The 14678-nt window shown below is 59.5% G+C and carries 8 protein-coding genes; 6 read left to right on the forward strand and 2 right to left on the reverse strand.

Translation table 11 applies throughout. The features are described 5' to 3' along the window. The first annotated feature begins 27 nt into the window (after positions 1–27). The 4 genes from NL64_RS23480 to NL64_RS23495 all read left to right on the forward strand — a co-directional run bounded on the left by NL64_RS23480 (position 28) and on the right by NL64_RS23495 (position 8226). Complete coding sequence (locus NL64_RS23480) at positions 28–4428, forward strand: response regulator (RefSeq protein WP_034150450.1); 4401 nt, start codon at positions 28–30, stop codon at positions 4426–4428. Between the two features lie 32 nt (positions 4429–4460). After that, positions 4461–4823, forward strand: coding sequence for a hypothetical protein (locus NL64_RS30210; protein WP_034150451.1), 363 nt, complete (start codon positions 4461–4463; stop codon positions 4821–4823). 151 nt (positions 4824–4974) lie between these two features. Beyond that, the gene (locus NL64_RS23490; RefSeq protein ID WP_034150452.1) at positions 4975–5946 is read left to right on the forward strand and encodes a threonine dehydratase; all 972 of its coding nucleotides are present in this window, start codon (positions 4975–4977) and stop codon (positions 5944–5946) included. 153 nt (positions 5947–6099) lie between these two features. Continuing rightward, entirely contained in the window at positions 6100–8226 is a 2127-nt protein-coding gene (locus tag NL64_RS23495; RefSeq protein WP_034150453.1) for a TonB-dependent siderophore receptor, read from the forward strand. Positions 8227–8274: 48 nt separating this feature from the next. On the opposite strand, the gene NL64_RS23500 is transcribed toward NL64_RS23495, so the two are convergent. Beyond that, positions 8275–8949 carry an NADPH-dependent F420 reductase gene (locus NL64_RS23500; protein WP_034150454.1) on the reverse strand — a complete coding sequence of 225 codons (675 nt, stop codon included), beginning with the start codon at positions 8947–8949 and terminating at the stop codon, positions 8275–8277. Between the two features lie 215 nt (positions 8950–9164). Between NL64_RS23500 and NL64_RS23505 the strand changes: the two genes are divergently transcribed. Then, positions 9165–11024 (forward strand): ABC transporter ATP-binding protein, encoded by a 1860-nt coding sequence (locus tag NL64_RS23505; protein WP_034150455.1) that lies wholly within the window; start codon positions 9165–9167, stop codon positions 11022–11024. Positions 11025–11130: 106 nt separating this feature from the next. Here the strand turns inward: NL64_RS23505 and phaC are convergent, their stop codons facing one another. Then, a complete protein-coding gene (gene phaC, locus NL64_RS23510) occupies positions 11131–12807 on the reverse strand; it encodes a class II poly(R)-hydroxyalkanoic acid synthase (protein WP_034150456.1) in 1677 nt (558 codons plus the stop codon). A 415-nt stretch (positions 12808–13222) separates the two neighbouring features. On the opposite strand from phaC, the gene NL64_RS23515 reads away from it, so the two are divergent. Further along, the gene (locus NL64_RS23515) at positions 13223–14668 is read left to right on the forward strand and encodes a mechanosensitive ion channel family protein (RefSeq protein ID WP_034150457.1); all 1446 of its coding nucleotides are present in this window, start codon (positions 13223–13225) and stop codon (positions 14666–14668) included. Positions 14669–14678 lie beyond the last annotated feature (10 nt).

The following is a 14678-nucleotide window of genomic DNA, read 5'->3' on the forward strand; positions in this document are numbered from 1 at the left end:
TATTCATCAGGTTCACAAGGATAGGTCATGGCCCGATTACGCACCCTGCTTGAGCGTCTCTCGCTGCTGCACAAACTGATCCTGGGATTCGCCGCGCTGCTGCTGTTGGTACTGGTACTCGGCGTGCAAAGCCTGCGCACTCAGCAATCGCTGAAGCAGGACATGCAGAACCTCTATCTCCAGGAACTGGTCGGCATGGAGCACCTGTATGAGGCGCGGGTGCAACTGCCTCATATGGTGCAAGCCCTGCAACGGGCGGTGGGAACCAACAGCGCGCAATTCCGTGTCGAGTCCCTGCAGCGCCTGCGTGAGACCCAGGATCGCTTACAGCGGGCTCTGGCTCAAGCCAAAGTGACCCTCAGGCGCCCGGAGAATCTGGCGCGTCTCGCCGAGTTGGATGTGCTGCTGCAAAAGTTGCAGGGTGATAGCGATCAGGCTTTTCAACTGATTGATCAAGGCCGACAGGGGCAGGCGATGTTGCTGCTCAATAGCAGCGAGTTTCAGCAACTCGATCAGCAGGCCGATGCGCTCTTGAGCACGATCGCCCAGATCAAGAGCGCCTCGATTCGCGACACGGCCAAGGATATTGCCGACTTCGCCGAACACAGCACCTTGCTGACTTACGTGCTGTTGTTCGGCGGTTTGACGCTGGCGTTGCTGCTGTCCTGGCTGGCCAGCCAGTCGATCCGCAATCCGCTCAACCGGGTGCGGGTGGCGGTGGATCATTTGGCCGCCGGGCAGCTCGATCAGCCGATTCCTCACACCGACCTGAACAACGAAACGGGTGATCTGGCACGCGCCATCGCCAAGTTGCAGACCGAGTCCCAGCAACTGGAGCGCCAGCGCTGGATCAAGGCGCATACCGCGCAATTGCAGGTCGATTTGCAGCAGGCCGATACACCAGACGAACTGGCCCACGTGTTCCTGCAGCACATGGCAAGCCTGCACGGAATCTGCCAAGGGGTGCTTTACAGCGCACACGAGGAGTCCGCCAAACTGCTGCTGATGGGCCGCTATGCCACCGATGCCGAGCGACCACCTGAGGCACAAGTCATGTTCGGCGATGGCCTGCTGGGGCAGTGCGCGGTGGATCGCCAACCAAGGCAATTTCACGCGCTACCGGAGAATTTCTGGCGTTTGCATTCGCCGCTGGGCGAGATTCCGGCCAATTGCCTGCTGCTGCAACCCATCGTGCATGGTGAACGGTTGCTTGGGGTACTCGAGCTGGCCGGACTGGAGCCACTGAACGAGCGTGAATTGCTGCTGTTGCATGAAGCCACCCCGCGTCTGGCGGCCGCGATGGCGATCATGGAGCGTAATGAAGCGGTCAAGACGCTCTTGGCAGAGACCCGTCGCCAGGCCAATGAAGTGGCGGAACAGGCGCTGCAATTGGAGGAACAAGCCCAGGCACTCGAAACCCAGCAGTCGGCGTTGCGCGCGACCGAGGCCTGGTATCGCGGGATTATCGAAGCGGCGCCGGACGGCATGTTGGTGGTGGATGCCGAGGGGCACATCCTGCGGACCAATCGCCAACTGGATCAGCTGTTTGGTTATGCCGCCGGAGAACTGCTCGGCGAACCGATCGAACGCCTGGTGCCGTCGGCGAGTCGGGGTCGCCACGTGGCGCTGCGCAATGGATTCCTTGCCCACGGCGACACGCGACAGATGGGCGCCAATCTGGACGACCTGCAAGGCGTGCGCAAGGACGGCAGCCTGTTCTCGGCGGAGATCAGCCTGTCACGCTTGCCGAGTCTGGAAGGCGGCGAAATATGCGTGTGCGCGTCGGTGCGTGATGTGAGTGAGCGCCGACAGTTGCAGGCGGCGTTGAAGGCCAATGAAGCGCAATTGCGTGCAGTCCTCGACAGCAGTCCGGTGGCCATGGTGATCCGGGATGGCGATGGCCGTCCGACCTACTGCAACCCGCAGTTCGACAGTTTGTTCGGGACCCGCCTCGCTGACCTCGAACGTACCGACCCGGCACAGTTCTGGGTCGACCCGCAGGCTCATCAACGCTTCCTCGCAGCGGAGTCGCAAGGTGAGGTGCTGAACTTCGAGGCTTGCATGCAGCGTGCTGACGGCGATCGTTTCGACGTCCTGGTGTCGGCCATCACGATGACGCTGGGCGAGCGGGGCATGGCTGCCAATTGGTACTTCGATATCACTGATCGCAAGCTCGCCGAAGCCGAGGTGCAGCGCGCACGGGAGGCTGCAGAAGAGGCGACCCGGGCCAAGAGCGACTTCCTGGCCACCATGAGCCACGAGATCCGCACGCCGATGAACGCCATCATTGGCATGAGCCATTTGGCATTGCGAACCGAGCTCAACCATCGCCAGCGCAACTACATCGAAAAGGTCCATCGCTCGGCTGAAAACCTGCTGGGGATCATCAACGATATCCTCGACTTCTCGAGGATCGAGGCCGGCAAGATGAACCTCGAGCACATTCCTTTTCGCCTTGAGGACGTGCTCGACGGTTTTTCCAGCATGATCGGCCTGAAAGCCGAGGACAAAGGCCTGGAACTGCTGTTCAGCACGGCTGCCGAATTGCCGACCGCATTGATCGGCGACCCGTTGCGTCTGGGTCAGGTGCTGATCAACCTGGGAAACAATGCGACGAAGTTCACCGAGCAGGGCGAGATTGTGCTGGGTGTAGAGATGCGCGGTACCGCAGGAGAGAACGCCCAACTGCATTTCTGGGTGCGTGACAGCGGAATCGGCATGAGCGCCGAGCAATGTTCGCGGTTGTTTCAGCCGTTCAGTCAGGCGGATAGCTCCACTACCCGCAAATACGGCGGCACCGGCTTGGGCCTGGCCATCTCCCGGCATCTGGTGGAATTGATGGGCGGGGACATTTGGGTGGAGAGCGAGCCGGGCTACGGGTCGACTTTCCATTTTGAAGTGAGCCTGGGCGTGCAGCATGACGTTCATTTACGGCGCATGGTGACGGCCGACGAACTGGCGGGCTGCCGTGTCCTGGTGGTCGACGACAACGCCAGTGCGCGGGAGATTCTGTCCTGCATGGCGCGCAGTTTTGGCGTGGAAGTCGACGTCGCGCAAAGTGGTCGAGGCGCATTGGCCATGCTGGTGGAGGCCGAATCCAGGGCGCTGCCTTATGACCTGGTGCTGATGGATTGGCGCATGCCGGGTATGGACGGGGTGGAGACGGTGCGACAGATGCACGCCGCCAAACTGGCGCAAACACCGTCGGTGATCATGGTCACCGCGTTCGGTCGCGAGGAGGCGCACGAAGAGGCCAGTCGACATGGCATTCAATTGCCGTTGGTGCTGACCAAGCCGGTAACGCCGTCTACCTTGCTTGAAGCGCTTGGCGCCGTACTCGGCAAGTCCCCTCAAACGGATGCCCGGGCCAGCGAGCGATTGGGCCAGAGTGCCAGTGCCATGGCCAGCCTGCGTGGCGCACGACTGTTGCTGGTGGAAGATAACGAACTGAACCGGGAGTTGGCGTGTGAACTGCTGGAGAGCGCCGGGATTGAGTTGTGCCTGGCCGTCCATGGTGCAGAGGCGCTTGAGCAACTGGCGCGTGACGCGGACATCGATGGTGTGTTGATGGACTGTCAGATGCCGGTGATGGACGGTTATACCGCTACCCGCAGAATTCGCGAGCAGTCACGTTGGGCTAATTTGCCGGTGATCGCCATGACGGCCGACGCCATGGCGGGGGACCGCGAACGGGCGCTTGGCTGCGGCATGAACGATCACATTTCCAAGCCTTTGAACGTCGAAGACATGTTCGCCACGTTGGCCAAATGGATACACCCGCGACCTGGTCGTGGCGCGCCTTCGGCGGAAGTTTCGCCAATCATCCCCGTGACTGCGCCGGGCCTGCCGGCCAGCCTTCCCGGTATAGATTTGAACGCAGGCCTGGGCACCTGCATGGGCAAGGTCGAACTCTACCTGCGCCTGCTGCGCAAGTTTCAATCCAGCCAGCAGGCCTTTTGTACCGAGTTCCTGGCGGCACGCGGTCAAGGCGATTCTTCGGCGGCAGTCAGAGCGGCTCATACCTTGCGCGGTACGGCGGGCAACATCGGCGCCCTGGGTGTCGCGAATGCAGCCAGCGCCTTGGAACAGGGGTGTCTGAGCGAAGTCTCGGAGCAGGACCTGGCCGATCGATTGGCAGAAGTTGAGCGCTGCCTGACAACGGTGCTTGAAGGATTGGCGGTACTGACCGAACCGACATTGACCGTCGATTCATCAGATGCACCGCCTCTGAACAGCGAATGGCATGCTCAACTGGATCACGTCCGTTATCTGTTGGCCGAGAGTGACGGCCAGGCATTGACAGCCTTGCACAAACTGCAGGAGCTGGCGTCAGGCCCGCGGGCAGTGGAGCAGTTACATCGGGTTGTCCAGCAAGCCGAGTGCTTCGATTTCGATCAGGCTCTGGAATTACTGGAGCAACTGTCCTGATGATCTCGTTGCCACAATAAGGCGTCGAGGCCGTGGCAGGCGTGAGTGACCTACGCCTGCTTCTGGCCGAAAGCGATCAGGCTTCGGCGTGTACGCCCCACGTTTCATTTAATCTCGGTTCCGGGCGTGAAAAATTTACCGGGATCATCGGCTTGCTTCAGGTCAATCAAGGCTCGGCAAACGCAGTGGGAGAATTGTTCCTGCAACTTTTCGGGGTCTTTCCAGGCTATTTGGGAGGCCTGCAAATGCTTTGCCTCATTCGATTTATAGCAGGCACAGTTGTCAAGTCGGGTGATGCCGTCATTGCTCTGACAAGCAGTGGTAAGGAAAGAGATCGCGATGAGTATGACGAGGCGTTTCACTGGCTCCCCTCCGAGACTGTTGTGATGGTCTGACAAAGCAGAACGCGGTCCGCTCAATAAGCCCGAATACAGAAGGAAGCTTAGCTGTCATTTTCCATCGAGGGGGCGAGACAGTCAGGTCAGTTTTTTGAAAGCCGGTGGGGTGAGTGTATGTCTAGACTGGGCCAAAACCAGGAGACGACTCATGCACCCACTGACGCGCGAAGATATCGAACAAGCGGCCCGCCACGTGTACCAGGTAATGCCTGCCACCGCCCAGTACGCCTGGCCTTTACTGGCTGAGCGGCTGGGTTGCACGGTGTGGGTCAAGCACGAAAACCATACACCGACCGGTGCTTTCAAAGTGCGTGGTGGCATCACCTTCATGCACTGGCTCAAACGCGAGCACCCGGACGCCAAGGGCATTGTCACCGCCACCCGCGGCAACCATGGTCAGAGCCTGGCGCTGGCAGCCGCCGCGCTGGGTTTAAGGGCATTGATCGTCGTACCGGAAGGTAACTCGGTAGAAAAAAACAAAGCCATGCGCGGCTTTGGCGGTGAAGTGGTCGAGTACGGCCGTGATTTTGATGAAGCCCGTGAAGAGGCCGCGCGCCTGGCGCAGGTGCATGATCTCTATCTGGTGCCGCCATTCCATGTCGAACTGGTCAAAGGCGTGGCCACTTACGCGCTGGAACTGTTCATGGCCGCACCGGATCTGGATACCGTGTACGTGCCGATTGGCTGTGGCTCGGGGATTTGCGCAGTGATCGCCGCTCGCGATGCGTTGGGTTTGAAAACCCGTGTGGTGGGCGTGGTTTCCACTGAGGCTGCGGCCGCCAAGTTGTCGTTTGAAGCGGGAGAAATCCTCGAAACCGCCACAGCGAATACTTTCGCGGATGGCCTTGCCGTGCGCAAACCGATTCCCGAGGCCTTTGCCATCTACGGGTCGGCTGCGGCTCGAATCGTATCGGTCAGCGAGGAGGAAATTGCCGAGGCCATGCGCGTGTATTACACCGATACCCACAATCTGGCTGAAGGGGCGGGTGCGGCGGCCCTGGCGGCACTTATCCAGGAGCGTGAATCGATGGCGGAAAAAAGCGTAGGGGTGATCCTGTCCGGGGGGAATGTTGATCGGTCGGTGTATGCAAAGGTGATTGCTCCGTCCTGCCAAGTCTGAGAAAACCTGCGAAGCACGACGTGTTGAACCGCGGCACTGTCCAGAAAATACAAATGCGAATAGGTATCAAAAGCCAATGGCGTGGTTTACCATGCGCCGCGATTTATTGGCACGAATGCCGTCCCATTTGGCTATTTTCACAAGGTTTCCTCGATGCGTCGTACTTTGGTTTCTGTCTGTGTGCTTCAGGCGTTTTCCGCTTCTTCCTGGGCGGAGCAAGTGACAACCGATAAATCCAGTCTGGAGCTGCAAGCGACCGACATCGTGGGCACCGCTGACTTTGAAACGGCGTTGGGGCCGGTGGATGGATATCGTGCGACGCGTTCGGCCAGTGCAACGCGAACCGACACGTCGATCCACGAAACACCACAATCCATCACTGTAGTGCCCAAGGATGTCGTGGAGGACATCAGTGCTACCCGGTTGCAGGACGCACTCGACTACGCCGGTGGGGTGGGGCGGGCGAACAATTTCGGTGGCCAGGGCCTGACCACTTTCACAGTGCGTGGATTTACCACCGGCGAGTTCTATCGCAACGGATTTCCGATCAACCGTGGTTATCCGAACATGCCTGATGCGAACACCATCGAGCGGCTCGAAGTGCTGCGAGGGCCGGCGACCATGCTCTATGGACGAGGTGATCCAGGGGGCACATTCAACGTCATTTCCAAACAACCTTTGGCCGTGCCCACGGTCACGCTGGGTAGCCAGCTCGATGACCAGGGGATGAAGCGTGGCACGCTGGACGCCTCCGGCCCGCTGGATGAAGAAGGTCGCCTGGCCTATCGCCTGAACGTGGTGGGAGAGGGCGGTGATACCTTCCGCGATCATGTTGAAACCGAACGCTATGGCGTGACTCCGGTTATTTCCTGGCAGGCCAACGATGACACCAAGGTGATCTTCGAGGGCGATTTCATGCGTAATAATCACCCGCTGGATCGTGGCCTGACGCGCTATCCGAATCAGATTGGCACTGCGTCGCGTGACACGTTCTTTGGTGAAAAAGACGTCGGTAAATTGCACAACGACAACAACATGGCGCAGTTGCGTTTCGAACACCTGCTGAGCGATAACTGGACCTTGGGCGGTGGTTTCCAGTGGCTCGACGGCACCCTTGAAGGTAATGCCGTTGAGGCCAATGGTGTCGCGGCCGACGGACGCACCCTGGGCCGCAACTTCAACTATCGCAAGCTGGAGTGGACGGACAAGGACACTCAGCTCAACCTCACCGGGCATTTCACCGCTGGCGGTTTCGATCACACCTTGCTGACCGGAGTCGAGTACGAGGATTACGACTACAAGTCGATCATTCAGCGTTCCAGTGGCGCGGTGAGTGCCTATCCGATTGATATCTTCGATCCGGTGTATGGCCAGCCTCGTCCGGTCTTGACCCGAACCCCGACCAATGACAAGGAAAACCTCAAGACCTACGCCGCTTTCGTCCAGGATCAGGTGGCATTGACCGAACGTTTGAGAGTCCTCGCCGGGGCTCGTTTCGAGCGCTTCGAGCATGAGTACGAAACCTTCGTACCGGGCGGTAGAAGCTGGGATGCCAGCGACAATGCCGTGACCCCGCGCATAGGGGTGACCTATGACCTCACCGACAGCGTGGCGATCTACGCCGATACGGCTCGCTCGTTCAAGCCCAATACGGGTGCCAGCCGGCAAGGCGGTGGTTTTGACCCGGAAAAGGGCAAATCGTATGAGCTGGGTATCAAGTGGGAAGCACTGGACAGTCAGTTGAGCGTCGACGCGGCGATCTACCAGATTGAGAAGCGCAATGTACTCACCACCGATCCTGTGGACTCGACCTTCAGCGTGGCGGCAGGCGAAGTACGCAGCCGTGGTTTCGACCTGAATGTCGCCGGCAACCTGACCCCGCAATGGCGGGTGATTGGCGGCTACGCGTATGTCGATGCCGAAGTGACCAAGGACAACGTGATCAAGTCCGGCACCCGCTTGATGAACATTCCGCAGAACAGTTTCAGCCTGCTCAATGTCTACGAATTCCAGGACGGTGCGCTCAAGGGGCTCGGGCTCGGTACAGGGCTCAAGTACGTTGATGAGCGTGCAGGGCAGACCGCCAATACCGCGTTTTCAATGGGGAGCTACACGGTTGTCGACCTGCTTGGCTATTACAAGGTAAACGACAAGATCAGGCTCAATCTGGACGTGAAAAACCTGACTGACGAAGACTACGAGGAAGGGGCGTTCGGCAACGTTTACGCCTATCCAGGGGCGCCGAGAACGGTACAGGTTGGAATTTCTTATACCCTCTAGCGAACCCGTGGCTTTGTTTTGAATCCAGTGGCGACAAGGCAGAACTTGTTAAAGGCCCAATCTGCGCTTGAGTTCGGCCTCGCTCAACACGCCGCTGAGCGGGCCGCCCGGCAAACCTTCATTGGCGCGCGCCAGCGGGATAAGCACCGGCACAAATCCGGCATCTCGCACCAAACGGGCACCCAGCTCTCGGGCCTGGGTGTCGTCGGCGAAAGTGGGAATCGCCTTGTTTTTGCCGGATTGGTCTTTCATTGATGCGTACCCTATGGCGTTAAACGCTCGCACCAGGTGCACCCCAGGCAAATATTGCTGGTCCGCCAAGGCGACTCCCAGATCCAGCGCCTTGCGCCCTACGTCGCCGTCACGACCGCTGAACGGATTGCTGGTGCTGAACACCACTTTGCCGGCCAGTTTGCCCTTCAGTTGTTCGGACAGTGCCGGCATTGCACCGTAGGGAACACTCAGCACGATCACATCACCCCATGCCGCTGCATCGCTTACCGAGCCCGCCTGAGCGTTGGGGCCGGCAGCCCTCACCAGTTCCGTAAGCGCCTCGGGGTGGCGTGACGAAAACATCACCGAATGTCCGGCCTTCACCCATAGCGTGCCAAGCGTACCGCCGACGTTTCCTGCGCCGATCACACTGATCTTTAGCGTGTCCGCCATAGCCTGACCAGTGCACAGAGCCATGCCAGCGAACGTCAAAAAGATGATTGCGTACATGCGTTGCGCTCCTGTGTTGGAAAGCGGTGTTGTCATCACCGCAGTAGAGCCTAGCGTGTTCTTCGGGTGTGCAATGCCGTCAGCTCGACAGACCATTTGATGGCTCCCTTGAAGCAAGGGTCCGGGGGCCTCTTACCTGACCCCAGCTTCGCAAAACCCTCAAAGCCACCGTTCAATGGCAGAATCTGCGCAACTTGATCGTTTTGGAGAACACCATGCTTCGTGCGTTTGAACGAAGGCTCGACCCCTTTCCCCCTGACGAGGTACCACCGCCACCCGACGGCCTGGCTCGCTTTCTTTGGGCCTGTACGCGGGGTGCCCGCGGTTACATCCTAGCGCTGGCGCTGCTCGGTGCTGGTGTGTCGATTTACGAAGCCTGGCTGTTTTCCTTCCTCGGACAGGTTGTGGACTTGCTCTCGACCTGGCAGGCAGGCGGTGAAGCGGCTGCGCAGGAAAGTCGCGTGTTGTGGGGCATGGGCATCGTCATGGTGACCAGTATCGGCCTGGTGGCGTTGCGCACCATGGTGCAGCACCAGATACTGGCGATTAACTTGCCATTGCGGCTGCGCTGGGACTTCCATCGCCTGATGCTGCGGCAAAGCCTTTCGTTTTTCTCCGATGAATTTTCCGGCCGAGTCACTACCAAGGTGATGCAGACGGCGCTGGCGGTGCGCGACGTGCTGTTCACCCTGATCGAGATCGTGCCCGGGATCGGCGTGTATTTCATTGCGATCATCGCACTGGCCGGCGGCTTCGCTCTGAAACTGATGCTGCCTTTCATTGCCTGGGCTGTCTTGTTCGGTCTGGCCATGTGGTACTTCGTGCCCCGTCTGGGGAAAGTCGGGCAGGAACAGGCCAATGCACGATCCATGATGACCGGGCGTATCTCGGACGCCTACACCAATATCACGACGGTGAAGCTGTTCTCCCACTCCAATCGTGAAGCGCACTTCGCGCGCGCGGCGATGGAGGACTTCAAGCAAACCGGTTTTCGCCAGATGCGCCTGGTCAGCCAGTTCGAGATCGTCAACCAGGCATTGGTGGTGGGGTTGATCATGGCAGCGGGTGGCTATGCCCTGTGGCTATGGTACCAGGGTCAGGTCGGCGCGGGTGCCGTGGCGGCCATCACCGCCATGGCGTTGCGTATCAATGGCATGTCGAACTGGATCATGTGGCAGATGACCTCGCTGTTCGAGAGCATCGGCACCGTGCAGGATGGCATGGCCACCCTGACCCGCGGCCCGAAGGTGCAGGATGCGCCGAACGCGGGCGTCCTGGTGACCTCCGGCGGGGCGGTGACCTTCGACAATGTGAGCTTTAACTACGGTGGCGAACGTCAGGTGCTCGATGGCCTGAGCCTGAACATTCGCCCGGGCGAAAAAATCGGCCTGGTAGGGCGCTCCGGCGCGGGCAAATCCACGCTGATCAACTTGCTGCTGCGTTTCTATGACGTCGACAGCGGGGAGATTCGCATCGACGGCCAAAACATCGCAAAGGTGACTCAAGACAGCCTGCGCAGCGCCATCGGCATGGTCACGCAGGATACCTCGCTGCTGCACCGTTCTATTCGCGACAACATCGCCTACGGGCGTCCGGACGCAACCGACGCGCAAATCCGCAGCGCCGCGGCCAATGCCCAGGCCGATGGGTTCATCAGCCAACTGAGCGACCGGCAAGGCCACACCGGCTACGACACCCTTGTGGGTGAGCGCGGTATCAAGCTGTCAGGCGGCCAGCGCCAACGCGTCGCGATTGCCCGGGTGATGCTCAAGAATGCACCGATCCTGTTGCTTGACGAGGCCACCAGCGCACTGGACTCGGAAGTGGAAGTGGCCATTCAGGAAAGCCTTGATGAAATGATGCACGGCAAGACCGTGATCGCCATCGCCCACCGGCTGTCCACGATTGCCGCCATGGACCGGCTCATCGTCATGGATGATGGACGCATCATCGAACAGGGCACTCACAGCGAATTGCTTGGGAAGAACGGCATCTATGCGCGGCTGTGGCAGCATCAAAGCGGTGGGTTTCTGGGGGAGGATCAGGGAGTGGTCGAGGCGGTTGATCAGGCGTGAGCATGAAGGGGGCGCGGCAAGGGGGGACGACGTCCTGCTGTCATTGGGCTGAAAACCGGGAATGGATGGAGCGCCCGGTGCAGGCGCCCATCCGATCATTGCAGGTTCAGCGCAAGTGCACGTAGGTACCCGGCGCAGCCTCAGCAGCGGCATAGGCCTTGTTGCCCAGTTTAGCCGGAGCCTTTTTGTGATCGCCCGAGCGTGCCTGCAACCAGGCCAACCAGTGGGGCCACCAGGAGCCTGCCTGTTCATTGGCAGCCTGCATCCATTCCTGAGCCTCGACGGGCAAATCGCTTCCGGTCATGAAGCGCGCCTTGGGGTTGCCTGGCGGGTTGAGGATGCTCTGGACATGCCCGCTGTTGGACACCACGAACTCGCCCTGACCGCCGAACAGTTGCATGGAGCGGTAACAGGCGTCCCACGGCGTGATGTGGTCGGTTCGGCCGGCGATGCAGTAGAAGTCACTGGTGACCTGACCGAGGTCTATCGGTGTGCCGCAAACCTCCATGGCACCGGCGCGGGCGAGCGGATTGGTCTGGTACATGTCAATGAATTCGCCATGCAGCGTGGCGGGCAGGTTGGTGGTGTCGTTGTTCCAGTAGAGGACATCGAATGCCGGCGGCTCGTTACCGAGCAGGTAGTTGTTGATCCAGTAGTTCCAGATCAAGTCATTGGGGCGCATCCAGGCGAAGACTTTGGCCAGTTCGCGACCCTTCAGCACGCCAGACTGATAGGAGCGGCGCTTGGCGGCCTCTAGAGACTTCTCATCGGCGAATAGACTGACCTGGGTGTCGGGGCGTATGTCCAACATACTGACCGCCAGGGTAAAGGCATTGACCTTCTTCTCGTCCAGGGCAGCGTAGTGGCCCAACAGCGAGGACAGGGTGCAGCCCCCGGAACAGGCTCCGAAGGTGTTCAGGTCAGGGCTGCGGGTGATCGCAAGAACCGCGTCGATCGCTTCCTTCAGCGCTTCTACGTAGCTGGACAGACCCCATTCACGCTGTGCCTTGCCCGGATTGCGCCAGCTGATAGCGAAGGTCTGGATACCGCTGTCGAGGAGAAAACGGATCAGGCTCTTCTCCGGCGTCAGATCAAACAGGTAGAACTTGTTGATCTGTGGCGGCACCACCAACAACGGACGCGCCTGTACCTGCTCGGTACGGGGCTTGTACTGGATCAACTCCAGCACCTCATTGCGAAACACCACCGCACCTTCGGTGATGCCCAGATTGTGGCCCACCTCGAAAGCCGTCTTGTCCACCTGACTGGGCATGCCGCCGTTTTCAATCAGGTCCCGGGTCAACTGCGAGAGGCCATCCAGAACGCTCTTGCCGCCGGTTTCAAGCAAGCGCTTGAGTGCTAACGGGTTGGCCAAAGTGTTGGTCGGTGCCATCGCCTCGGTCAGCAGGCTAATGACGAACTGACCACGCTGAGCGTCCTGTTCGCTGAGGTTGCTGGTGCTGATCCAGTCGTTCATTTCCTGGCACCAGGCCAAGTAAGTCTTCATGTAGCGACGGTATAGCGGGTTGCGCTGCCAGGTATGTTCGTCAAAACGCTTGTCTCCCGCCGCTGGCTTGAGCTGCGAGCGGTCGAGTAGAACATTTTTCAGCTCAATGCCGAATGCAACCATATGCCGAGCGCTATGCACGGGTTGCTTCAACACTTGTTGCAGGACCATGCGGGCGGTGCCGAGCAGGTCGCGCCGTCGAGGACTGAACACCGGATTCAGGCTCAACGTGTGCATGGCAGCTTGCTGGGAGAGGTCTTTATTTTTCTTGTTCATTGTGACACCCGATAGGACACCCAAAACGGGCGCCCGGAAGTTGTATGGCTGCGGGCAAGCGGACGGACATTGTGGCGGCTGAGCCAGCCGCAGGAAGGCAGGGCTCGCCGCGCAGATTTTGAGAAGTTAATAGACGGGGGGACGGCAAACATTTCATTTGGCGACAATGCTTTTTCAATTCATGACAATCCACGACCTTTGATCGGGCATCGCACAGGAACAACAAGGTGCATCGCAAAAGCGCATCGCCACCCGGGCATGAAACTTCCCGATTGGCGGGACCTATCGGTTTGCCGATTGGCAGCCATACTTTTGCGTCAACAGGCTTGAATTCGGCGTCGCTCCCGGTGGGCGCTGCGGTGGTGCGCCGAATAAAGGCGATCTTCCGGTCATTGAACTGCGCTGGAGGTGCTTGATGCTGTCCTTGTTCTCTGAACGTCCATTGATATGGGGCCTGGCCTTGATCCTGATCGATATGGTGATGTGGCGCGTGGTCGGTTCCCACCGGTACAACTGGAAAGTGCTCGCGCGCCTGGTCATTTTTTCGTTGTACAGCGTGCTGTTGTTCCACGAAGGCTTGAGCCCATGGGAGCCGGCGCCCTTGATCGATTATGCGCCGCTGCAATTTGCGCACACGGTGCTGCAGATCATCTGGTGGCTGTTCGGCGCGCGTACGCTCACGGTGATGATCGGCTCCGTGATGATGTATCGGGTTGGGCACGCCGGCCGGTTACTCCAGGACTTGCTCGGCGCGGTGATTTTCCTGGTCGCGGTGATCGCCGCGCTGGCTTATGTGCTCAACCTTCCGGTCAAGGGCGTTCTGGCGACGTCCGGCGCCTTGGCGATCATCGTCGGTCTGGCCCTGCAAAGCACACTCAGCGACGTATTTTCCGGAATCGTCCTGAACACCACCAAGCCCTATCAAATCGATGACTGGATCGCCATTGACGGCACCGAAGGCCGGGTGACCGATATCGATTGGCGCGCCACGTTCCTGCAAACCTCCCAAGGCAGCATGATCGTGATTCCCAATTCGATGGCGGCCAAAGCCAAGATCACCAACTTCAGTCGGCCCAGCGACATGTTCGGCGTTTCGATCAGTTTGTTGATCAGCCCGCAGGTACGCCCGAACAAGGTGTTCGATGCCCTTGAGCGTGCAGCCCAGGGCTGCCGCATTCTGCTGACCAAACCGGCACCCAAGGTGACAATCAAAAGTACCGGCAGCAATGGCGTGGAGTACGAAGTCAGCGGCTTCGTGGTGTCGATGGATCAGAAGCGCACGGTGCGCAATCAGATGTACGATCTGGCGTACCGGCATTTGCTGGCAGCCGGTGTCAGCTGGATATCGACCATCGAACAGAGTGCGCCCGCGCGGCTGTCGCGAGCCAGGGCCTTGCTGGACCACACCAGCATTTTCTCGGGTAACTTGAGTGAGGAAGACAAGGACCACGTCAGCCAGAACATGACCCTGCAATCCTTCAATCCCGGCGAAATCATTCTGGCGGGCGGGCAGGTCAGCTCGGAGTTGTACATCATTGAGTCCGGCGTGGTGACGGTGGCCTTGTTCCGTGCTGACGTCAAATTCGAAGCCGGGCGCATGGGGCCGGGGGAGGTCATCGGCGAAGGCGGGATCGTCTCGGGAACGGCGCTGCCGGCGGAGTTCGCCGCGCTGACTTTTTGCAATCTTTACCGGATCGAACGGGATTATCTCCATCCGTGCATGGAGGCTCGCCACGAGATGTGCCAAGCGATGAAGGCGTTGCTGGATTTCCGCTTGCAGATCGCCCATACGATGACTCAGGAAGAGCCAAAGGCCATCGAGAAAAAAGGTTTCCTGCAGTGGCTGCGCAGCCGGGTGTGAGAGGGATCAT

The organism is Pseudomonas fluorescens (assembly GCF_000802965.1).
Lineage (GTDB): Bacteria > Pseudomonadota > Gammaproteobacteria > Pseudomonadales > Pseudomonadaceae > Aquipseudomonas > Aquipseudomonas fluorescens_A.